This is a genomic window from Cytobacillus sp. FSL H8-0458, from assembly GCF_038002165.1.
Taxonomy (GTDB): Bacteria; Bacillota; Bacilli; order Bacillales; family Cytobacillaceae; genus Cytobacillus.
In genome coordinates this window covers 100,968-124,245 of the sequence record NZ_JBBOBR010000001.1, presented here as the reverse complement: position 1 = coordinate 124,245, position 23,278 = coordinate 100,968, and the positions used below count along the sequence as shown (strand labels likewise).

Below are 23,278 nucleotides of genomic sequence, written 5' to 3'. Positions count from 1 at the left end.
TATTTTGTTTAAGACTTACCATTATTATATCAAACAAGGCACTGAGAATATAACAATTTGTCCGGAAAAATCAAAAAGGAAGGGCAACCCCTTCCTTTTACAAATCCAATTATAATACGCTTGCGTGGCCGTTATAAATTACACCGCGCTGAGAGTCCACTGTGACTTCCTGTCCATCTTTCAGCAGGCTTGTTGCATTTTCAACCCCTACAATGACAGGTATGCCAATATTAAGGCCAACAACAGCCGCATGGCTTGTAAGCCCGCCTTCTTCTGTAATAAGCGCACTGCATTTCTCAATCGCAGGCACCATTTCACGGTCAGAGCCGATTGTAACCAGAATAGATCCTTCTGTTACCTTCGCCAATGCTTCCTCTGCATTTCTTGCTACAACGACTTTTCCAAAGGCTGATTTTCGCCCGATCCCTTGTGCCTTAGCAAGGATGTCCCCCACTACATGAATTTTCATTAAGTTGGTGGTACCTGCTTCACCCACAGGAACTCCTGCTGTAATTACAACTAAATCTCCTGAAGCAACAATTCCGCTGTTCAAGCTTTCTTCAACGGCGATATCAAGCATATCGTCTGTTGTAGACGCCTTTTGGCCAATTTGAGGATATACACCCCATGTTAAAGATAAACGCCGTGACACATGGTCATTAGAAGTAACGGCAACGATTGGTGTTTTAGGACGGTACTTGGAAATCATCCGAGCTGTATGGCCGCTTTCAGTTGGTGTAATAATGGCGTTAACATCCAGGTTAAGAGCTGTATGTGCCACTGATTCTCCAATAGCATCAGTAATATTATGCTCATTATCTTTGCTGCGATTTGACAGGATTTCTTTATGGTCTAATGCAGATTCTGCTCTTGATGCAATGTTGTGCATCGTCTGTACAGCTTCGACTGGATAAGAGCCCGCAGCCGTCTCACCGGATAACATAATCGCATCAGTTCCATCAAAAATGGCATTTGCTACATCACTTGCCTCTGCGCGTGTTGGACGCGGGTTGCGCTGCATGGAATCCAGCATTTGTGTTGCAGTAATGACTGGTTTCCCCTGTGCATTGCATTTTTTAATTAATTTCTTTTGTACGAGCGGCACCTCTTCTGCTGGAATTTCCACTCCAAGGTCTCCGCGAGCTACCATTAATCCGTCAGAAATTTCAAGAATTTCTTCAATATTATCTACACCTTCCTGATTTTCAATCTTAGGAATGATGTTGATATAAGATGCATTGTGTTCTTCAAGCAGCTGTCTGATTTCCAAAACATCAGAAGCTCTGCGGACAAAAGAAGCGGCGATGAAATCGACGCCCTGTTCAATTCCGAAGATGATGTCCTGTGCATCTTTCTCCGTTATGCCGGGAAGATTCACAGAAACACCTGGAACATTGACGCCTTTTTTATTTTTAAGAGTTCCGCTATTTAAAATTTTTGTGTGGATTTCACTGTTGGCCTTATCAATTTTTGTCACTTCCAGACCAATTAAACCGTCATCAAGCAAAATTTTGCTTCCTGTGTGCACATCCTCAATAAGGCCTGCATATGTAACAGAGAATTTTTCTGCTGTTCCTTCAACCTCGTTCATGGAAATAATAATGTTTTCTCCAGCTCTCAATTCAATCGCGCCATCCACCATATTGTTTGTGCGGATTTCCGGCCCTTTAGTGTCTAAAAGGATCGCTACAGTCTTGCCGGTCTTTGCTGAAGCTTCACGGATATTCTGAATTCGCTGGCCATGTTCCTCGAAATCACCATGGGAAAAATTTAACCGGGCAACATTCATGCCTGCTTCAATAAGCTGTGTTAACTTTTCAACACTTTCACTGGCAGGTCCAATAGTACAAACGATTTTCGTTTTACGCATAATAATTTACCTCCTGAATTAATGCAGCTAGATTACCGGCACAGGCGGCTTTTGGGAGCTGCGTGCTGGTTGATATGCGGCAAAATTAAATAGACAGCTCTTTCGAGAGTTTGTAGAGATCCAGGTCAAGTGTATGCTCTCTATCCAATATTTCTATTATATCATGGTCAACCAGTTTATTATTTTGAATTCCTACTGCACGTCCGCCTTTGCCTTCAAGAATTAGCTCAACTGCATATGCTCCAAGTCGGCTAGCCAGCACCCGGTCGAATGCAGTTGGGGAACCGCCCCGCTGCATATGGCCAAGCACGGACACGCGTGTATCAAAATTTGTTGTTTCTTTGATTTGCTTGGCAAATTCCACGCCGCTGCAGACTCCTTCTGCAACTACAATGATACTGTGTTTTTTGCCTCGTTCATGTCCCTTTTTAAGTCTTTCAGCAATTTCATCCATACTATAGCCTGCTTCAGGAATGAGGATAGTCTCCGCACCGCCTGCTAATCCTGCACATAAAGCGATGTCTCCTGCATCTCTTCCCATAACTTCAATGATAAAAGTTCTTTCATGGGAAGTAGCTGTATCACGGATTTTATCAATTGCATCAATAACAGTATTTAATGCTGTGTCAAAGCCAATAGTATATTGCGTTCCCGGAATGTCGTTATCGATGGTGCCAGGTACGCCCACACAAGGAAATCCATGCTCTGTCAAAGCTTTTGCTCCACGGTATGATCCGTCCCCGCCAATTACGACAAGGCCTTCAATTCCGTGCTTGTTCATTTGTTCAATGCCCTTTTGCTGGCCTTCTTTTGTTTTGAACTCTTCGCTTCTTGCCGAATGCAGAACTGTACCGCCCCGATGGATGATATCACCAACCGAACCCAGGTCAAGCTTCTTAATATTTCCTGACATCAAGCCGGAGTATCCGCCATAAACACCATACACTTCAATATTATGATAGATCGCTTTACGGACAACTGCACGTACAGCCGCATTCATGCCAGGAGAATCGCCGCCGCTTGTTAAAACTCCTATTTTCTTCACAATAATCACCCCGAATGTAATTTATATAAGATGCTGCGCTGTATTTTAACAGCTTATAAAGAATGTACATGCCTGCCCGAAAATTCTGTATGTAATATAGGCTCTATATGTAAAGCAGAGCATTCTATGCTTATCTTATTATTGAACAAAACGCTATTGAATATTTCTAAAATACCATGAAGAAGGGTGCATCTCAACTTAATCAGACAATTTCAAAGAAATACAGAATTGTCGGGATACTGAAAGCGTTTTATATAGAAAAAACTGCATTTTTCACTATAAGGACAGTATTATTGTCTAATTCTCAGCTGCCGGGAAGAAGCTTTGGATTCTGCAAACCGAGTTATAAAAAAAATAAAAACGTGCCCGAAAGCACGCTTTTATTTTACCCCAATAAATTCCTTTAAAAACGAATATTTGCCAATAGATTTGAACTTGTTGTACCGGTGATCGATCAGCTGGTCTTCAGTAAGATCCATCAGATCCTTCAATGAGTGAGTAAGGACTTCTCCGATTTCCGCAGCCTGAACCTTGACATCTTTGTGGGCTCCGCCCTTTACCTCTTCAATAATTTCATCCACTACACCAAGTTCCTTTAAATCCGGTGCTGTGATTCTCATGGATTCTGCCGCCTTTTTTGCCTGGGTTGCATCTTTCCAGAGAATAGCAGCCGCTCCTTCTGGAGAAATAACAGAATAAGTGGAGTTTTCGAGCATATGAATATGGTTTCCTACACCAAGAGCGAGAGCTCCGCCGCTTCCGCCTTCACCAATGACGATACAGATAACCGGGACTCTGAGGCTGGCCATTTCAAACAGGTTCTTTGCAATTGCCTCACTCTGTCCTCGTTCCTCTGCGGCTTTCCCGGGGTAGGCACCCTTCGTATCAATGAAACAGATAATCGGCCTCCTGAATTTATCGGCCTGCTTCATAAGCCTTAATGCTTTGCGGTAACCTTCGGGATGCGGCATGCCAAAGTTTCTGCGGATATTCTCTTTCGTGTCTTTTCCGCGCTGGTGGCCGATGACAGTAACCGGAATCCCCCTAAACTTGGCAATACCGCCAACAATCGCTTCATCATCACCAAAAGCACGATCCCCGTGACACTCGAAAAAATCCTCGAAAAGATAGGAGATATAATCCAGTGTAGTCGGCCTTGCAGGATGCCTCGCAATCTGCACACGGTCCCACGGTTTCATATTTTCATATATATCGGCTTCTAATTTTTCCAAGCGCGCTTCCAGCTTCTCTATCTCAGAGGATAGGTCTACATCGGCTGTTTTGGTAAACTCTTTTAATTCAGCAATCTTCTTTTTCAGTTCCATTACCGGACGCTCAAATTCTAATTCTCCTGCCATTGGAAGTCACCTCCTGGTTGATGTATGGATAAAATAGCTGATATCTTGTCTTTTAACTCTGTTCTCGGAATGACTGCATCCAATTGACCACATTTTAATAAGAATTCTGCTGTCTGGAAGTCTTCCGGCAATTCTTCACGGATCGTTTGTTCAATAATCCTGCGCCCCGCAAATCCAATCAAAGCACCAGGTTCTGCCAGATTATAGTCCCCCAGTGAAGCAAAGCTTGCAGACACGCCGCCTGTTGTCGGATGAGTCATGATTGAAATAATGAGGCCTCCATTATCACTGAATCTTTTTAGTGCTACACTTGTCTTGGCCATTTGCATCAGGCTCAAGACGCCTTCCTGCATTCTTGCACCGCCTGAAGCGGTAAATATAATAAAAGGAACTCGCAATTCATCAGCTTTTTCAATGGCACGGGTAATTTTCTCTCCGACTACTGAACCCATGCTTCCCATTCTGAATGTGGAATCCATAACAGCTACTGCAATTTTTTGACCATCTACAGTGCCTGTCCCAGTCACTACCGCTTCATTTATCTTTGTCTTTTCCCGATCCTTCTCAAGCTTTTCAATATAATCCGGGAAATTCAGAGGGTTTTCAGAAATCATGTTCGCGTTAATTTCTTCAAAACTATTAGCATCCAAAAAGCTTGCCAAACGCTCTTTTGAATTCATGGTATGGTGGTAATGACAATGGAAACACACTTTAAGGTTCTTGACCAATTCTTTGGTATACATGATCTTCTTACAGTTCGGACACTTTGTCATGATTCCTTCCGGCACATCCTGCTTTGCCGTTTCCGATGGAATGGTTGCATATTTCTTCTTCTTCGTCTTAGTAAAAATATCTTTAAGCAAGATGAAACCTCCCTGATAATCGCTGAATCATTTCCATTAATTTCAACAGTGGTCAGACCACTAATGTAAAAATGAATGCCTAACTTTTCTAGGCTTCATTTATGCTTGTCTGATTATTAAATATAGATGATATCAAAAATAAATTCTGCAAAAAATTGTCGTTAATCCTTCGACAAATTTCTTAAATTTCTATATACACGAATAACTTCGGAATCTTTTCTGGAAATCAAGGTATCAATCAGCTCTGCATATTGCTGCTTGGTTATCATCATTTTCTCTAAATCCAAAGAATTATAAAAATCTTTGAGAATGATCCAAATACGGAGGAAAAGATGATTATCTGCAAGTGTGACGATTTCAAGAAAAAAGTCATCATCTGTGTAGTCTGCTTCCAGAGTCCATTTTTTGAACCTAAGAAGCCGATCTTCACCAGCCTTTTGAATAATTAGCCATAAACAATCAAGTTCGATCAGAAACTTGGTTTCTTTAACATCTCTTATAGATTTCTTATCCTGAAGAATAAACGTGCTAAGCAGCTGTACGAGCTGGTGCCCCTTAAAATCCCTCATAAAAGTCCCCTCGCCTCTCCTTGTCTCAATTAAGCCAAGAAGTTCAAGGGCTCTTAATGCTTCCCGAACGGAAGAGCGCCCGACACCCAGGCGCTCTGACAGCTCTCTTTCGGAAGGCAATCGATCTCCAGGCTTAAGGCCATCATGTTCAATCATGGACCTAAGCTGTTTGACTATGCCGATATAAACCTTCGTGTTATTTTGAGGTGAATTCACTTATGGAATCACTCACCTTTTCCAATGACTGCAAGCTGCTTCGTTTTTTCCTTCACTTCTTCAGGATCGACTTTAATGCGGGCAACTCCGGTTTCCATAGCTGCCTTTGCTACAGCAGCCGCAACTTCCGGTGCGACACGGGGATCGAATGGCCCCGGGATGACATAATCAGCATTCAACTCATCCTGATGCACCAAATTAGCAATGGCTTCTACAGCAGCCACTTTCATTTTTTCATTGATATGAGTTGCTCGGACATCCAGTGCTCCGCGGAAGATTCCAGGGAAAGCCAGCACATTATTTACCTGGTTTGGAAAATCGGATCTTCCGGTTCCAACCACCATTGCCCCAGCTGCTTTCGCTTCTTCAGGCATAATTTCAGGAGTTGGATTAGCCATGGCGAATATAATCGGATCCTGATTCATAGTGCCAATCATCTCAGCCGTCAGGGCTCCGGCAGCAGAAACCCCGATGAATACGTCAGCCCCTTTAATAACATCTGCAAGACTGCCATTCGCATTTTCGCGATTCGTGTACTTTGCAACTTCATTTTTAATTTCATTCATACCCTGCGGGCGGCCTTCATAAATAGCTCCTTTCGTGTCACACATAATGATATCGCGAACACCGTAGCTGTATAAAAGTTTAATAATGGCAATTCCGGCAGCACCGGCACCATTTGCCACAACCTTAATTTCATTCATTTTCTTCCCTGAAAGCTTCAAGGCATTTACAAGGCCTGCAACAGTTACAATGGCAGTGCCATGCTGGTCATCATGAAAAACGGGAATATTGGTTTCCTTCTTTAATCGCTCCTCTACATAAAAGCAATTGGGAGCAGCAATATCTTCAAGGTTCACGCCTCCAAATGTAGGCTCAAGAAGTTTTACAGTCTCAACAATTTTATCTACGTCTGTCGTATTAAGGCAAATTGGAAATGCATCCACGCCTGCAAAACTCTTGAAAAGTACAGCTTTTCCTTCCATTACAGGCAGGGCAGCTTCCGGCCCGATATTCCCCAGTCCCAGCACTGCTGTTCCATCGGAAACAACCGCGACCATATTGCCTTTCATTGTATATTCATAGACAGTTTCCGGCTTATCATAAATCTCTTTGCAGGGCTCAGCAACCCCCGGTGAGTAAGCAAGACTTAAGTCTTTTGCATTTCGCACCTGTACTTTAGATTTAGATTCCAATTTCCCTTTATTAGCTCTATGCATATGCAAAGCTTCTTCGCGTAAGGTCAAAATTTTCACTCCTCATATTCCGGATAGGATTATATATAAACATAGACTTGACGAATACATGCTTTATATCCTGCTGCAGTTCTGTTTCATTATCAGATTAAGCAGGGCTTCTCTTTCGCTCACAGTGGTCAGACCAGTTTATTTTTCTTCTTACAAATATACCATAATTGTTATTGTTGTAAAGGGTAATTACTTTAGAATGACGTTATTCTGGCCAAGCAGCTGCATAAGCAAATTCAGGAAATCCTCTGTTGGCGAAACCAAATCCTCTTCACCCAGGCGAATGGTTTTTCGGGAGCTTTCATAATACAAAATTACTTGAACGCGGCCTTCATTTTTCTTAAATAATTCTTTGAGCAAACGAAGATTTTCCGGTGTCTCCCGATTCTCAGTAATTCTTAAATACAAAACGGGATCTTTGTTTTGCATTTTTTCAATGGCTTCCTTCACATCATCCAGATGCTGTATAATCAGCTGCTTTTTTCCGTCCCGATCCTCTATCTTTCCTTCCGCTAAGACGATGTTTCCCTGCGAGCAGAGCATTGAAAACCGGTTAAACACCTTAGGAAAAACAACTGCCTCCATATCTCCCGTCTGATCGCTCAAGGAAAGAAACGCCATTGGCTCTCCTTTCTTCGTACGAATCTTTTTCACTTCGGATAAGTAAGCAACTGCTTTTGCTTTATTCACTGTTTTTTCCAGTTCAACAAGCGGACAGGCTCCCAGCAGGGAAAAATAGGATTCGTAAATCGAAACGGGATGATCTGATAAATACAGGCCAAGCACATCTTTTTCAAATCTTAGCTTGTCCTCTGAACGGATTGGATCTACTTCTGCATATTTAGGCTTAGGAAAAAATTCATCATCCTCAAAGAAATCAGCCTGATCATCTTCCGGCATAACAAGCTGGGCATGCTCTGCAGCTACATCCAGGCTGGCCAGAAGAACAGCTCTATCTTCTCCAAATTCATCAAAGCTGCCAGAATGAACAAGTGATTCGAGGATCTTGCGATTAACTGCTTTTGTTGAAACCCTTATGCAAAAATCAAACAGATCTTCAAAGCGCTTATTTTTTCTCGTCTGAAAAATATCTCTTAAAGCTGCAGCACCGATTCCTTTTATCGCAGCCAGGCTATACCTGATAGAATCTTTCTCTGCCAGAAATGAGTAGCCGCTTTTATTAATGGAAGGCGGGCTGAGCGTTAAGCCCATCTGTCTCATCTCTCCGATATATTGAGCAATCCTGCCTTCATTTCCGATAGCTGAAGTCAGCAGGGAAGCCATAAAGTGAAGAGGATAATGAGTTTTTAGATATGCCAGCTGATAGGCTATAAAACTGTATGCAACAGCATGGCTCCGGTTAAATCCATAATTTGCGAACCGGACGATTAAGTCATAAATGTCATGAGCGGTTTGTTCATTATAGCCTTTATTGACTGCTCCACCAACAAAATGGAGGCGCTCACGGTCAAGCACTTCTTTTTGCTTCTTGCTGACCGCTCTCCGAAGCAAATCGGCTTCACCCAGTGAAAATCCGGCCAGTTTTGCAGCGATTTGCATAATTTGTTCCTGATATACGATGACACCATACGTATTTTCAAGAATAGGCTTTAACTCAGGATGAGGATATATGATCGGCTTCCTTCCATGCTTCCTGTCAATAAAAAGAGGGATATTTTCCATTGGGCCTGGGCGATAAAGGGCATTGACAGCCACAATATCCTCAAACCGCGTTGGCTTAAGCCTTGTCAGCACACTGCGCATTCCCTCAGATTCAAGCTGGAAAATACCTGTTGTATCTCCTCGTCCCAAAAGATTGTATACTGCCTCATCATCCAGGGGAATTTGTTTTATATCAATCTGTGTGCCTGTCTTTCTCTGAATAGAGCTTAAGATATTCTCAATTAATGTCAGGTTTCTTAGACCGAGAAAATCCATTTTTAAAAGACCGACATCCTCGAGATGCTCCATTGAATATTGAGTCAAATAAACATTTTCATGCCCCTTTTGAATAGGAATGGCCTCAACAAGCGGATGCTCGCTGATGACAACCCCGGCAGCATGAGTGGATGTATGTCTTGGGAGTCCTTCCAGTTTGACAGCTGTTTCAAATAGTCTCCGATTTAAATCGGATTCCTGGGTGAATCTTCTTAAAGGCTCTGATTCTTTGTAGGCCTCTTTGAGACTGATGCCCAATTTGGAAGGCACTCTTTTTGAAAGTATGTCCAGTTCTTTAGGATTAAGCCCAAATGCCCTGCCAACATCCCGGAGTGCCGCTTTGGCAGCCAGGGTCCCAAATGTTAGAATTTGAGCCACATGCAGTTCTCCATATTTCCGGGATACATACCGGATTACCTCATCTCTTCTGTGATCCGGGAAATCGATATCAATATCAGGCATGGAGATTCTTTCCGGATTAAGGAACCGCTCAAATAGGAGCTGATGCTCAATGGGATCCACATCTGTTATATAGAGGACATAAGCAACCATTGATCCGGCTGCAGATCCGCGTCCTGGACCGGTTAAAATGCCATTTTCTCTCGAAAACTTCATAAAATCCCAAACGATTAGAAAATAATCACTGAATTTCATGTTTCTGATTATGTTCAGCTCATACCGCAGCCGATTTCTATGTTCAGCATCTCCATCCGGATATCTGTCAGCAAATCCTTGCCAGCACACTTCTTCCAATAGCTCATCGGCACTCTTTCCTTCTGCAGCAGGGTATTTAGGAAGGTTCTGTTTATCCAGCTCAATCATTACATTGCATTGCTCAGCAATCATTATCGTATTCTCTAAGGCATCCGGATACCCTGATAACAGTTCTGCCATTTCCCCGGATGACTTTAAGTAATACTCATTGCTCTTCAGCCGTTCTCTTTCTTCATCCTGGAGCTTTTCTCCATTTTTTATGGCCAGCAGGCACTCATGGGCAAAAGCTTCTTCTTTTTTTATGTAACAGACACCATTTGAGGCCGCAAGGCCAATCCCGGTTTCTTCGGAAAGCTGAACCAGGAGGTCATGGATTTTTTTTTCTTCAAGCAGCCCATGATCCTGTATAGCGAAAAAGAATGAATTTGGCTCGAAAATGCCGTTGAAAAGCTCAGCTGTTCTTTTTGCCTGGCCGTATTCACCTGTCACAAGGGATCGTTCTATCTCCCCTTCCATGCCTGGAGTTAAAGCAAACAATCCTCCGGCATAGTGCTTAAGCCATTTGACAGGAATGCCTTCGGGCGATTTTGTCTGGACTGTACTTGTTATTTTTAACAGATTCTGAAACCCCTGCCGGTTTTTAGCCAGGAGGACCAATGGATAAGCATCGCCTTCACATATCTCGCTTAGTACATCCACAGAGAGTCCCAGAATCGGTTTTATGGACTGCTTAAGACATTCTTTATAAAAGGCGACTGCCCCGTACATGACATTCCGGTCCGTTAGAGCCAGGGCAGGAAACCTATTTTCCCTGGCGCTTGTCACAAGCTGCTCTATTCTTGCCGTGCTCGACAGCAGGCTATATGCGCTATATACATGAAGGTGAATAAATGACATGTTTCTCACACCCTTAATTTCTGCTATTTTCATTATAGAACGCCCGTTTCCAAAAAGAAAATATGTTCTCTTTTTAACAGCACCTAAAAAACATATTTTATTAAGTTTGTCCATATGATGAAGTATCAAGATAATTCTGGCAGGACCACTCCTGCAGCGAGGATGGATGATATGAATACCCAGCCCTTTTTCTCCACTTTAATTGAGAGCTATTTCATTGCGTTCGGTGTTTTAATTGGAGGTTCAATCATTGGCGGCATGGCTGCTTTTCTGACAGGCAAGCCTCCTTTAAATCAAATCTTCCAGATTTCCAATATGATTCGCATTTGGGCCATCATTGCAGCGATAGGGGGGACCTTTGATACCGTTTACAGCTTTGAAAGGGGCGTTATGGACGGACAGACTAAGGACATCTTCAAACAATTTATGCTGATTCTTTCTGCTCTCGGAGGGGCCCAGACCGGCGCCATGCTCATTAACTGGCTGACTCAGGAGAACATTTCGGCATGAGGATACCGCCTTACTACCGATTGCCATCCTGGCAGCGTTTTTTTGCAGGAATGGCTCTGGGAGGCATCATCAGCTGGTTTATTTTTTTATTTATCTTTGGGCAATGGCAGGAGAGATACAGCAAAGAAATCAAGCTCCAGCAGGATGCAATTTATGAATTGGAAAAAGATAAAGAAATCTGGCAGGAGGAATTCAAAAAATTAAATAAAGAAAACCAGAAAAAACTGACTGTCCAGGATATTTCCATTAAAATTGTCAACGGCGAAAAGTATAAACTGGATTCCTTCAGCGTTTTCCAGCTGGAAGACAAAATAAAAGAGGATATTAGCATGATGATTGCCAAAGACATGGATACTGTATATAAAAGCAGTGAACTGATCAAGAAAATCATAGAGAATAAGACACATCGCGTAAACGAAAAAAGATACCGGGTGGAAGTTAAAGAATTGGTCATCTATACAACTGTCTCAATTGAATTGAATATTATGCTGGATTAATGCCCGGCTTTTTGCCGGGCATCATATGTCACTTATCTCTGCAGACAGCCTCAAGGTCACTTACAACCGATTCCATCTCATTCCATGAATAAATGGAAGCTCCGGCAGCAAGGGGATGTCCTCCGCCTTTATACTTTCTTGCAATCTCATTGATTATTGGACCCTTAGAACGGAACCGCACACGGATTTGATCGCTTTCCTCGATAAAGAACACCCATGCTTTTATTCCCTTCACATCGCCAAGAGTGCTTACAAGCAGGGATGCTTTGGAAGGTGCCGCCTGGAATTCTTCGAGCAGCTCCTTTTTCAGGATCATTACAGCAGCCCCGCTGGATCTCATCTCAAAATTCTGCAGCACATACCCCTTCAGTTTAACAATATTTGCGTCCAGCTCGTACATCTTATCAAACAGTTCAGGACGTGAAAAATTATAGTGAATCAATTCACCTGCATAGGCAAATGTCTTTTCTGTCGTGCTCGGATAAAGGAAACGGCCGGTGTCCCCAACTATCCCTGCAAATAACAATCTTGCCGCCTCATCCGACATTTTCAGCCCCTGTTCTTTGCCGAAAAGATAAAACTCATAAATCATTTCACTTGTAGAGCTTGCATCTGTATCCACCCACATTAAATCCCCATACGGATCCATATTAGGATGATGATCAATTTTTATCAGCTTGCTGCCCGTTCCATATCTATCATCACATATCCGCTCTGCATTTGCTGTATCACAGACAATGACCAGCGCACCTTTGTATGTATCATCAGATACTTCATCAAGTCTTCTCATATAATGGAGTGTTTCTTCTTCCTGCCCGACAGTAAAGATAGATTTTTCCGGAAATGAAGCCTTAAGTATTTCAGCAAGGCCTCCCTGTGAACCATATGCATCCGGATCCGGACGGACATGCCTATGAATAATGATTGTTTCATATTTTATTATTTCATCAAGTATCTTCTGTTTCATGGCGTGCTCCTTTTATTCTGAATACTTTATTTTTACCATACCACCATGAAAAGAAAAAGAAAACACTGCACGCTTATGGCATTTTTTTAATAATGAAGGTAGAATGATAAGAGATTGTCGAAACTTGGAGGTTATGAAATGCCTATTTTTGTTATCCTGATTATACTCTCTTTTTCTTTCTATATTTTCTACAAAGTAAAATTCTTCAGAAGCAGACAGCCGGCTGAAAGACAATGGCTATCAGCCAAGTCCAGAATTGCCCTTGGTTCATTTGTTGCAATATTTGGCCTTAACCAGCTGTTTTTATACGACACAACAACTGCTCTCATTGTGGCAATTGTGTTTATTCTAATCGGCGGATTAAGTATTTGGGGCGGCATAAAAGCATATAAGTTTTACATGCCTCACGCAGTGGAAGAAGCTGAGGCAGCAAGGAAGAATTAAAGATACCCGGCTCTTCAGAAAGGGCCATGTAAAAAAAGCCGTTCAATTTGAGCGGCTTTTTATCATTTCTCTTTTAATGCCTGTCAATCAGCTGGCACATCATCATCGCCTTGCCTACAAGGACACCTTCGTTAAAAACTTCAACATCCACTTTACCGAACTTCCGCCCTACTTCCAGGACTTTGGGATAGATTTCAAGCATACTGTCAATCTGAACGGGTTTTATAAAATAGACCGTCATATTTTCAACTACGAGATCTCCCTTTTTATAGCTTCTTAACACTCTGTTTGCCGCTTCCGATACAATGGTTGTAAAGACTCCATAGGAAATCGTTCCAAGGTGGTTGGTCATCTGCGGAGTAACCTCGCAGCGATAGACGTCATCCCCTTTTGTTTTCCCCCGTGTCATAACCAGCTGGCTGGTGACAATATCGTCAATTGTTTCCCCCACCTGCGGCTGCCTTTGTATCATCTGCAGAGCCTTCAGCACATCCTGGCGGCTTACAATGCCTACGAGTTTATTCCCCTCATCCACCACAGGGAGCAGTTCAATTCCTTCCCAAACCATCATGTGCGAGGAAGAAGCAACGCTCGTTTTCCCGCCAACTGTCATTGGATTTTTAGTCATGATTTTTTCGATAAGCGTTTCCTTGTCATGTCCCATGATATCCTTGGAAGTAACAACTCCCTGCACCTTGAGATTATTGTCGACAACAGGGAATCGGCTGTGGCCGGTTTCGCGGTTATATGTCAGCCAATCTGCAATGGTATCGGTTGTTTGCAGAAAAATTGCCTCTTGCAGAGGAGTCAGGATATCTTCAACAAGTACAATCTCTTTTTTAATCAGCTGGTCATAGATTGCCCGATTGATCATAGTTGCCACTGTGAAGGTATCATAGCTGCTTGAAATCACAGGCATCTGCAGATCATCAGCAAGCTTTTTGACATGGTCTTCTGTATCAAATCCCCCGGTAATTAATACAGCAGCGCCAGCCTTCAATGCCAATTCGTGTGCCTGGGTCCGGTTTCCGACGATCAGCAGATTTCCGGCATCCGTGTATCTCATCATGGCTTCAAGCTTCATCGCCCCAATTACAAATTTGTTCAGTGTTTTATGGAGGCCGGCTCTTCCGCCGAGCACCTGGCCGTCAACGATATTAACAACTTCTGCAAAAGTAAGCTTCTCAATATTCTCTTTCTTTTTCCGCTCAATTCTTATTGTCCCAACACGTTCTATTGTACTGACATATCCCTTATTTTCAGCCTCCTTAATCGCTCTGTATGCCGTTCCTTCACTCACAGCGAGTGCCTTGGCGATCTGTCTGACCGATATCTTTTCTCCAATTGGCAGTTCATCAATATATTGTAATATTTGCTCATGCTTAGTAGCCAAGACTTTCACCCTCTACAAATTATTCCTCATTTTCATTATAAGGGTAAAGAAGCCTTGATACAATTGACTCCGGCAATCTTCATTATCTGCCGAAGGAGCGCACCCGCTTCATGTCTGCCAATTTGCGCGCCTGCTTCCCCGAAACAGCCGCTTTTTTCGGCGCATACAGCAATGCAGTCAGGTTCCCGGCAATGACAAAAAGGGCAAGGGCCAGCCAGCTGATGGCAAAAATCCCTTCAGTTCCTCCATTAAATACACCCATTCTTGGAGCTGCATAATAAAGCATCAAGCCGCACAGCAGCAGGCACAGCAAATATCGGTTTTTGTTCAATTTCGCTTCCTCCTTTATCCTGTCCTCCCTAAAATGTATGCGGACAGGCTGGGAAAATGATTCGAATTTAGTTATAAAAAACAAACGCAGCCTCCATTAGAAGCTGCGTTTTCAAATTATAATTCGATTGATTCCCCTGCTTCGAGAACCTGCCCGACCCCATCTTCGAGCATGCTGATGAATTTATGGGGATCCTGCCTGATTGGCGGGAAGGTGTTGAAGTGAATGGGAATAACCTTCTTGGCGCCAAGGAGTTTTGCTGCGTATGCTGCATCATCCGGCCCCATCGTAAAATTGTCTCCAATCGGAAGAAATGCCAAATCGATAGGATGGCGGTCGCCAATTAGCTTCATATCAGAGAAAAGTCCTGTATCCCCTGCATGATAAATGGTTTTTCCTTCTAATGTGATAAGCACACCGGCAGGCATTCCCAGGTAGATGATTTCCTGATTTTCCGTCTCGAGGCCTGTTCCATGAAATGCAGGTGTCAGCTTCACTCTTCCAAAGTCAAAATTATATCCGCCGCCGATAGACATTCCATGCGCTCTTACTCCCTGCCACTCAAGATAAGTGGCAAGCTCAAAGTTGGCAATGACAAGAGAATCATTGCGCTTTGCCAGTTCAATCGTGTCCCCGAGATGGTCACCATGTCCATGGGTGACAATGATAACGTCTGGCTTCTGATCCTCAGCTTTTAAGTCTGTCAAATCATTCCCGGTAATAAAAGGATCTATTAAGATGGTTTTTCCCTGTGATTCGATTTTTACTACAGCATGGCCATGAAATGATACTTTCAATTTTATGCTCCTCTCTATTTTTATGTTATGTAAGTTACTTCAACGAAAAACAAGTTATTCCTGCTTCCTTTTAATATATACCCGAATTGGCAATGTTTAAAAAGTTTACTTTTTCTTATTTAGTTGCTACTCTCAAAGTATCAGTACATAAGGAGGTTCACTATGAATAACAGATTGCAGAAACTGTCACAGTGGATGAAGGAAAATGATATACAAGTCACTTTTGTAACATCACCGGATAATGTTTTTTATTTAAGCGGCTTTTTAAGCGACCCTCATGAACGCTTGCTTGGACTGGCTGTTTTCCAGGAAGAAGAGCCATTCCTCGTATGTCCGGCTATGGAAAAAGAAGATGCCAAAAAAGCAGGCTGGAGCCATGAAATTATTGGCTACAGCGATATTCAAAACCCTTGGGAATTTATACAGTCATCCATACATAAAAGAATCGGAATAGTAAATAAAACAGCAATTGAAAAAGAGCATATGAATGTGGAGCGCTATGAAGCCATCTCCGGCCTGTTCAGCGGTGCTTCATTCGTTTCGGCAGAAGCAAAGCTTCGCCAGCTTCGAATGGTTAAAGATGAAAAAGAATTGGAAACCATTCGCGAAGCATGTGCACTGGCAGATTTTGCGATTGAAACAGGCTGTGCCGAGATCCAGGAAGGAAAAACTGAACTGGATGTTCTGGCTGCTGTAGAGTACGCGTTAAAGAAAAAAGGCGTTAATGAAATGTCTTTTTCTACCATGGTCCTGACGGGGGCTAACGGAGCTTCCCCTCATGGCACACCAGGTATGACAAAGATTCAAAAAGGGGACTTAGTCCTGTTTGACCTCGGAGTTGTCTGGAATGGTTACTGCTCAGATATTACAAGAACTGTAGCTTACGGTGATATCAATGATAAACAGAAAGAAATTTATGATACGGTCTTAAAAGCTCAGCTTGCAGCGGTGGAAGCGAGCAAGCCGGGAGTCACTTGCGCAGATATTGACCTGACAGCAAGAAACCTGATAGAAGAAGCCGGCTACGGCGACTATTTCCCGCATCGATTGGGTCATGGGCTGGGTGTGAGTGTGCATGAGTACCCTTCATTAACAGAAACAAACCCGCTTGTGCTTGAAGAAGGTATGGTCTTCACCATCGAACCGGGTATCTATGTACCAGGTATTGCCGGAGTGAGGATTGAAGATGACCTTGCTGTAACAGCAGACGGAGTAGAAATTTTGACCAAGTTCCCGAAAGAACTTCAGATTATTAAATAGTGAGTTGAACAAATTCCACAGAAAATCCGGAGCTAATCAGCCCCGGATTTTTTATATAAATTCTAAATTAGATCAGTATCGCCGATAAGCGGGTGCCTTCATCTTTCCTATTGCTGCTCTAGTTGTGTTCTCGCATCTGAATAGTCAAGGCTATGGGCCTCAGCTACCGCCTTGTATGTCACGTAGCCATTTAATGTATTGACTCCCTTTAATAATGCCTCATTATCCAGACATGCTTGTTTGTAGCCTTTATTTGCTATTTGAACTGCATAAGGTACCGTCACGTTTGTCAGTGCGAGAGTTGATGTTCTTGGAACTGCCCCCGGCATATTGGCTACCGCATAATGAACGACACCATGTTTTTCATATGTGGGATGGTCATGGGTAGTGATTCGATCGGTTGTTTCAAAAATCCCTCCCTGATCAATTGCGATATCCACGATAACAGAACCCTGGCTCATCGTTTTGATCATTTCCTCCGTCACAAGCTTAGGAGCTTTAGCACCCGGAATCAGTACAGCTCCAATGACAAGATCTGAATCCTTAACAGCTTCAGCGATATTATAAGGATTTGAAATTAAAGTTGTTACTTCTCTTCCAAAGATATCATCAAGCTGCCGAAGGCGATCTGGATTCAAATCGATCAGGGTCACCTTGGCACCAAGACCAATTGCCATCTTTGCAGCATTAGTCCCAGCTACCCCGCCGCCGATTATAGTAACATTCCCACGCTGTACACCCGGGACCCCCGATAGCAGGATTCCCTTCCCGCCATGTATTTTTTCAAGGAACTGTGCTCCTACCTGAGCTGCCATTCTTCCGGCTACTTCACTCATTGGAGTCAATAAAGGCAAAGTCCTGCTGGGAAGCTGGACTGTTTCATAAGCAATGCCTGCAACCTTTTTATTTATTAAAGCACTTGTCAAATCAGGTTCAGCAGCCAAATGCAAATATGTAAAGAGAATTAACCCTTCCCGAAAATAAACATATTCGCTCTGTATCGGCTCCTTTACCTTCATGACCATTTCCATAGCCCATGCCTCTTCCGCAGTCTGAACAATATGTGCGCCTGCACTCATATAGTCGCTGTCAGAAAAGCCCGATCCGATCCCGGCACCCGTTTCTATAAAGACTTCATGGCCAAATTGGATAAGATTCATGATACCGGCAGGAGTCATGGCAACCCTGTTTTCATTGTTTTTTACTTCTTTTGGTACTCCGATACGCATTCCCGCATACCTCCGTATTTTTAGTGATACCGCTATTAACTTTATATGGCTATTTTAGGGAAAAGTATACAATTCCTTCGCCTATTTTTCTCCCCCAAACCGCATATAAAAAGCCCTCATTTATTTATGAGAGCTTTCATTCTCACCGCAGATTGCCTTCATTCCGTTCGTGAGCTTCCATGTCAAACTCGGCATTTGGCTGATCAATAACCCCGCTGTTATAGGCATTCATGATCTGTGCACTAACTTCATTTGTACCCTGCTCATCAAAGAAATACGCGGATCCTGCTTGTGGTTCTCTCTTTTCCATGCTTATCTGCTCCTTTAATAAATTTTTATCAGCCTTACTATTGTTCGATTTTTTGTTACAGATATTCAATTTTTATAGATGTATAATATAGGTAAAGGAGGAGATTCAAATGGGCATGAAGTATAAAAACATATTAGTCGCTGTAGATGGTTCAACGGAAGCAGAATGGGCATTTAAAAAGGCAATTGAAATTACGAAGCGCAATAACGCTTCTCTGGTATTGGCACATATCATTGATACCCGCACGTTCGCCACTGTTGAAGCCTATGACCGTACAATAGCTGAAAGGGCTGACCGTTTCGCAACTGAATTAATGGAAAAATACAAAAGGACGGCTATGGATGCAGGCATCGAAAATGTGACATATGAAGTCGATTATGGTTCCCCAAAAGTGAAGGTTCCAAAGGATATTGCCAGAAAGCACAATGTTGACCTGATTATTTGCGGTGCAACCGGCATGAACGCAGTTGAACGTTTCATCATCGGCAGTGTATCTGAACATATTACCCGCTATGCCCGCTGTGATGTCCTCGTAGTCAGAACGGATAAAGAAGGAGAATAGAAAAAATGGCGCTGTAAGCTGCAGCGCCATTTTTTTAATTATTTATTGGCAAATTCTTTAGTGCCGAGGTATTCCTTCGCTTTTTCAATCGCGATGCTTACTTGTTTGAAGCCTGTTCCGCCTGCACTATTTCTTCTTTTGACAGCTGTATATGGATCCAGTACTTCATAAATATCTTCTTCGAACAACGGATGGGCATTCTTGAAATCATCAAGCGGCAAATCTCCAAGGAAGCATCCCTTTTGTACACAGACAAGGACCAGCTTCCCGACAATCTCATGCGCTTCTCTGAATGGAATGCCTTTATCAGACAGATAATCCGCCAATTCAGTAGCATTGGAAAAATCATTTTTAGTCGCTTTTTCCATTTGCCCGGTTTTAACCTTCATGGTGCGAATCATCCCGGCAAAGATTTTAAGTGAGCCTGTGACTGTCTTTACAGTATCAAACATCCCTTCCTTATCTTCCTGCATATCTTTGTTATAGGCGAGTGGCAGGCCTTTCAATACTGTCAAGAGACCCATGAGGTTTCCGTATACACGTCCCGTTTTACCGCGGATGAGCTCCGCCATGTCGGGGTTCTTCTTCTGCGGCATGATGCTTGAGCCTGTTGCAAAGCTGTCGTCGAGTTCAATGAATTGAAATTCCTGGCTTGACCAAAGGATGAATTCTTCACTTAAACGTGACAGATGCATCATCAGGATGGAGCTTGAGGATAAGAATTCCAGAATAAAGTCTCTGTCGCTGACAGCATCCAGGCTGTTCTCATAAATGCCTTCAAATCCGAGAAGTTCAGCCGTATACTCACGGTCAATCGGGAAAGTGGTGCCAGCCAGCGCACCAGCTCCAAGAGGTGATACGTTAATTCTTTTTAGACTTTCAGTAAAGCGCTCTTTGTCCCTCTCAAGCATCCAGAAATAAGCCATCAGATGGTGGCCGAAAGAGATCGGCTGTGCCCGCTGGAGATGAGTATAGCCCGGCATGATGGTTTCCACATTCTTTTCAGCCTGGATGATTAACTCCTCCTGCATTTCCTGAATCAATTCAACAATCTGCTCCACCTGCTTGCGGAGATATAAATGCATATCTGTTGCCACCTGGTCATTTCGGCTTCTTGCTGTATGAAGTTTGCCGCCGACAGGTCCTGTCAGTTCAGTTAAATGGCTCTCGAGATTTAAATGAATATCTTCAAGCTTTACTGAGTAATCCAGTTCATCCTTGGCAGCCTTCTCTTTTAGCTGCTGAAGACCTGTTTTGATTTTTTCTGCTTCTTCATCATTAATAATTCCTGTTTTAGAAAGCATGGAAACGTGGGCCATGCTTCCTTCGATATCTTCCATAACCAATTCCTGGTCAAATGAAATCGATGCTCCGAATTCATCTACCCATTCTTCAGCAGATTTTGTGAATCTGCCTCCCCATAGCTTTTTCACACTGTCACCTTCTTGCTGTTTTGAACAATACTCTGCACTTTTGTCGGCAGCCCCCATAGCTTAATAAAGCCAACTGCCGCATTATGGTCAAATTCATCATCTGAAGTATAGGTTGCTAACTTTTCGTCGTACAGGGAATAAGGGGATTTTCTTCCTTCAACAATTGCATGGCCTTTAAAGAGCTTTACCCTGACTGTTCCTGTTACAAATGTTTGTGTTTCTTTCAGGAAAGCCGTTAACGCATTGTTAAGCTGAGAGAACCACAATCCTTCATATATAAGTTCAGCCACTTTTTTCTCAATAACCGGTTTAAAGTGGGCCATTTCTTTAACCATTGTTAAGTCCTCAAGTTCTTTATGGGCTTTCAGAAGTGTCATGGCACCCGGGCACTCGTATACTTCACGGGATTTGATGCCGACAAGGCGGTTTTCCACATGGTCGATACGTCCAACCCCATGCTTGCCTGCAAGCTCATTCAGTTCGGCAATAAGCTCGGAAAGCTTCATACTATTGCCATTCAAGCTGACTGGCACACCCTTTTCAAAACCGATTTCAACCGTATCAGGTGTATCAGGTGCTTTTTCAAGAGAAACGGTAAGATCGTATGCATCTTCCGGAGGAGCAGCCCATGGATCTTCCAGAACTCCGCACTCATTGCTTCTGCCCCATAAGTTTTGATCAATGCTGTATGGAGAATCCAGGTTAATTGGGATAGGTATATTATTTTGTTTTGCATATTCAATTTCTTCCTCACGTGACCAGCTCCATTCACGAACCGGAGCTAACACCTGAAGATCAGGGTTAAGAGCCTGAATTGCCACTTCAAAACGAACCTGGTCATTTCCTTTGCCGGTACATCCATGCGCGACTGCTACTGCACCTTCTTTTTCTGCTACTTCAACAAGCTTTTTGGCGATCAGCGGGCGTGAAAGTGCAGAAATCAATGGATACTTGTTTTCATATAAAGCATGTGCCTGAAGAGCAATTAATGCATATTCATTAGCAAATTCCTCTTTTGCATCAATCACATAAGATTGGACTGCTCCAACAGTTAAAGCTTTTTTCTGGATAAAGTTCAGATCTTTTCCTTCCCCAACGTCAAGGCAGCAGGCAACAACAGCATAACCTTGATCCTGCAGCCATTTAACCGCAACTGATGTATCAAGACCGCCTGAGTATGCAAGAACAACTTTATTTTGTGACATTTATATTTCCCCCTTAGAATTTACGTATAAATATACAATTAAATTATGTTTTTATTCATTTATTATTCTCTTACTTTAACAACCTTTTATTTAAAAATCAATACTTATTCTTAAAAATGTATAAAAATAAATACAATTTCTCCAATAAAAAAAGCAAAAGCCCTGTATTAAGCTTTTGCCTGCAGTATAGTTTAATGTTTCAATGCTTCATAAACCGCTGAAATTACACTTCCATATTGACTGATACTGTATGTGTCACCTTGAAACTTATGCGGATCTTTTAATGGATCGATGACAGGAGAATGTTTTTTATTTGTCAGGAGAGCGATTGCTAAATTATTTTCTCTGTCTATCACCGTTACTGTTCCTGTCCAGCCGGTATGCCCAAATACTTCTTTCCCGGCATACTTACTGAACATCCACTCCATACTTGGATCTCCGTTCAAACGCCATCCTAACCCATATGTAGGATTCATTTCATAAGGTTCTACAAATTTATCTATTGTTTGTCTATCAAATAACTTTATATTTCCATAGCCCCCATCATTAAGCATCACCTGCATCAGAACAGCAAGATCTGAAGTCGTGGAAAAGAGACCTGCATGCCCGGATATTCCATCCATTGAATAAAAAGACTTCTCATCATGAACCTCTCCCTGGAGAGTATAGGTCCGGATATTAGGAAAGGAAATGACGCCATCCCTTGTGTTGCCGTGCAGTTCAGTTGCAGCGAAATCCTTTTCTTTGAATCCCTTTCGGAGAGGATTAAATAAAGTATGCTTTAACCCTAAAGGTTTATAGATATGATTCTCAGTATAACGGTCAAGCTGCTCTCCAGTAATTTTTTCAATAATAAATCCCAGCAGCATATAGTCAATATCACTGTAAACCTGTTTGGTGCCAGGTTCATACTGAAGAGGAGTTTTTAAAATCATGGAAAGCGTTTTACTGCGTTCCTGTGAATACAATTCTCCCGCCCTTTCAGGATTATGATAATGGATGCTTGAAGGAAACCCGGCTGTATGATGAAGCAAGTCGATGATCCGGAGTTCACCTTTCCCTTTTATCTCATCGTCCGCTGAATCTTTAAATTCAGGAAAATAATGCTGAATTTTTTCTTCAAGATTGATCTTTCCTTCACTCACAAGGTGCTGCAGTGAAAAATTAACGGCATACATTTTCGTATTTGATGCTAAATCAAACATGGTTTTTGTTTTCATTTTCTGTTGGTGATTTAAAGGATCAGATTCATTAAAGACTTTGGCTGAACCATATGCAGAGTTTTTAACAATCTTGCCATCTTTAATAACGACTAAAGCTGCTCCTGGAAAACCATTTTCGATTTCCTCCTCGATCAGCTTATCAACCTCTTTGAGTTTTTTGGAAGAAAAGCCTGCATCCTCAGGGCGCTTTGCTTTTGACAAGGTTAGATATTCTAAAGCTTTTTTATGTTTAAATACTTGCTCTGCCGGGCTGTTTCCTGTTCTGCCCAATTCTTCTCCCAGGGCTGCAGCGGGGTAAGGCAAAAACAAACCCATCACCAGGCCTAAAACTGTTAAATACGCTATAAATCTTTTCATATTCTCCCCCGTTTATTTATTTTAATATTCTTAATAGTCAATA

General features: G+C 42.5%; 21 protein-coding genes. 5 read left to right on the top strand and 16 right to left on the bottom strand.

Features of this window, described 5'->3' with window-relative positions:
• Positions 1-109: 109 nt before the first annotated feature.
• The 7 genes from pyk to dnaE all read right to left on the bottom strand — a co-directional run bounded on the left by pyk (position 110) and on the right by dnaE (position 10,717).
• Entirely contained in the window at positions 110-1,870 is a 1,761-nt protein-coding gene (gene pyk / locus NYE23_RS00550) for a pyruvate kinase (protein ID WP_341074791.1), read from the bottom strand.
• Positions 1,871-1,955: 85 nt separating this feature from the next.
• The gene (gene pfkA / locus NYE23_RS00545; RefSeq protein WP_035330297.1) at positions 1,956-2,915 is read right to left on the bottom strand and encodes a 6-phosphofructokinase; all 960 of its coding nucleotides are present in this window, start codon (positions 2,913-2,915) and stop codon (positions 1,956-1,958) included.
• Between the two features lie 380 nt (positions 2,916-3,295).
• Entirely contained in the window at positions 3,296-4,273 is a 978-nt protein-coding gene (gene accA / locus NYE23_RS00540; RefSeq protein WP_341074788.1) for an acetyl-CoA carboxylase carboxyl transferase subunit alpha, read from the bottom strand.
• On the bottom strand, positions 4,258-5,136 hold the full coding sequence (gene accD, locus NYE23_RS00535; RefSeq protein WP_304587102.1) for an acetyl-CoA carboxylase, carboxyltransferase subunit beta: 879 nt from the start codon (positions 5,134-5,136) through the stop codon (positions 4,258-4,260). Before accD ends, accA begins: the two co-directional genes overlap by 16 nt.
• Before the next feature lie 161 nt (positions 5,137-5,297).
• On the bottom strand, positions 5,298-5,921 hold the full coding sequence (locus tag NYE23_RS00530; protein WP_341074787.1) for a FadR/GntR family transcriptional regulator: 624 nt from the start codon (positions 5,919-5,921) through the stop codon (positions 5,298-5,300).
• 8 nt (positions 5,922-5,929) lie between these two features.
• Positions 5,930-7,168 carry an NAD(P)-dependent malic enzyme gene (locus NYE23_RS00525; protein ID WP_048008362.1) on the bottom strand — a complete coding sequence of 413 codons (1,239 nt, stop codon included), beginning with the start codon at positions 7,166-7,168 and terminating at the stop codon, positions 5,930-5,932.
• A 189-nt stretch (positions 7,169-7,357) separates the two neighbouring features.
• Entirely contained in the window at positions 7,358-10,717 is a 3,360-nt protein-coding gene (dnaE, locus tag NYE23_RS00520) for a DNA polymerase III subunit alpha (protein ID WP_341080557.1), read from the bottom strand.
• Between the two features lie 114 nt (positions 10,718-10,831).
• On the opposite strand from dnaE, the gene NYE23_RS00515 reads away from it, so the two are divergent.
• Together NYE23_RS00515 and ytrI are read left to right on the top strand one after the other, a co-directional pair.
• Positions 10,832-11,227, top strand: coding sequence for a YtrH family sporulation protein (locus NYE23_RS00515; RefSeq protein WP_341074785.1), 396 nt, complete (start codon positions 10,832-10,834; stop codon positions 11,225-11,227).
• The gene (gene ytrI, locus NYE23_RS00510) at positions 11,224-11,724 is read left to right on the top strand and encodes a sporulation membrane protein YtrI (protein ID WP_048008360.1); all 501 of its coding nucleotides are present in this window, start codon (positions 11,224-11,226) and stop codon (positions 11,722-11,724) included. Before NYE23_RS00515 ends, ytrI begins: the two co-directional genes overlap by 4 nt.
• A gap of 28 nt (positions 11,725-11,752) precedes the next feature.
• Here ytrI and NYE23_RS00505 read toward each other — a convergent pair whose 3' ends face one another.
• On the bottom strand, positions 11,753-12,691 hold the full coding sequence (locus tag NYE23_RS00505; RefSeq protein WP_341074783.1) for a DHH family phosphoesterase: 939 nt from the start codon (positions 12,689-12,691) through the stop codon (positions 11,753-11,755).
• 138 nt (positions 12,692-12,829) lie between these two features.
• Here NYE23_RS00505 and NYE23_RS00500 point away from each other — a divergent pair, with 138 nt between their 5' ends.
• Entirely contained in the window at positions 12,830-13,135 is a 306-nt protein-coding gene (locus tag NYE23_RS00500) for a YtpI family protein (RefSeq protein WP_341074782.1), read from the top strand.
• A gap of 73 nt (positions 13,136-13,208) precedes the next feature.
• Here NYE23_RS00500 and NYE23_RS00495 read toward each other — a convergent pair whose 3' ends face one another.
• From NYE23_RS00495 to NYE23_RS00485, 3 genes are all read right to left on the bottom strand, one after another.
• Entirely contained in the window at positions 13,209-14,528 is a 1,320-nt protein-coding gene (locus tag NYE23_RS00495) for a CBS domain-containing protein (protein ID WP_341074781.1), read from the bottom strand.
• A gap of 82 nt (positions 14,529-14,610) precedes the next feature.
• The gene (locus NYE23_RS00490; RefSeq protein ID WP_341074779.1) at positions 14,611-14,859 is read right to left on the bottom strand and encodes a hypothetical protein; all 249 of its coding nucleotides are present in this window, start codon (positions 14,857-14,859) and stop codon (positions 14,611-14,613) included.
• 116 nt (positions 14,860-14,975) lie between these two features.
• Positions 14,976-15,656, bottom strand: a complete 681-nt coding sequence (locus tag NYE23_RS00485) for a metal-dependent hydrolase (RefSeq protein WP_341074776.1) — start codon at positions 15,654-15,656, stop codon at positions 14,976-14,978.
• Between the two features lie 162 nt (positions 15,657-15,818).
• On the opposite strand from NYE23_RS00485, the gene NYE23_RS00480 reads away from it, so the two are divergent.
• Positions 15,819-16,916 carry a M24 family metallopeptidase gene (locus NYE23_RS00480; RefSeq protein WP_341074775.1) on the top strand — a complete coding sequence of 366 codons (1,098 nt, stop codon included), beginning with the start codon at positions 15,819-15,821 and terminating at the stop codon, positions 16,914-16,916.
• Positions 16,917-17,023: 107 nt separating this feature from the next.
• Here NYE23_RS00480 and ald read toward each other — a convergent pair whose 3' ends face one another.
• Together ald and NYE23_RS00470 are read right to left on the bottom strand one after the other, a co-directional pair.
• Positions 17,024-18,145, bottom strand: a complete 1,122-nt coding sequence (gene ald, locus NYE23_RS00475; RefSeq protein WP_341074773.1) for an alanine dehydrogenase — start codon at positions 18,143-18,145, stop codon at positions 17,024-17,026.
• A 142-nt stretch (positions 18,146-18,287) separates the two neighbouring features.
• Positions 18,288-18,455, bottom strand: coding sequence for a hypothetical protein (locus NYE23_RS00470; RefSeq protein WP_341074771.1), 168 nt, complete (start codon positions 18,453-18,455; stop codon positions 18,288-18,290).
• A gap of 109 nt (positions 18,456-18,564) precedes the next feature.
• On the opposite strand from NYE23_RS00470, the gene NYE23_RS00465 reads away from it, so the two are divergent.
• The gene (locus NYE23_RS00465; RefSeq protein WP_341074770.1) at positions 18,565-19,017 is read left to right on the top strand and encodes a universal stress protein; all 453 of its coding nucleotides are present in this window, start codon (positions 18,565-18,567) and stop codon (positions 19,015-19,017) included.
• Between the two features lie 38 nt (positions 19,018-19,055).
• On the opposite strand, the gene argH is transcribed toward NYE23_RS00465, so the two are convergent.
• From argH to pbp4b, 3 genes are all read right to left on the bottom strand, one after another.
• Positions 19,056-20,450, bottom strand: coding sequence for an argininosuccinate lyase (argH, locus tag NYE23_RS00460; protein WP_341074768.1), 1,395 nt, complete (start codon positions 20,448-20,450; stop codon positions 19,056-19,058).
• Positions 20,447-21,655, bottom strand: coding sequence for an argininosuccinate synthase (locus tag NYE23_RS00455; RefSeq protein ID WP_341074767.1), 1,209 nt, complete (start codon positions 21,653-21,655; stop codon positions 20,447-20,449). The genes argH and NYE23_RS00455 overlap by 4 nt, the downstream gene beginning before the upstream one ends.
• A gap of 191 nt (positions 21,656-21,846) precedes the next feature.
• Positions 21,847-23,235: a penicillin binding protein PBP4B gene (pbp4b, locus tag NYE23_RS00450; RefSeq protein ID WP_341074765.1), complete on the bottom strand. Its 1,389-nt coding sequence runs from the start codon at positions 23,233-23,235 to the stop codon at positions 21,847-21,849.
• Between the last annotated feature and the right edge of the window lie 43 nt (positions 23,236-23,278).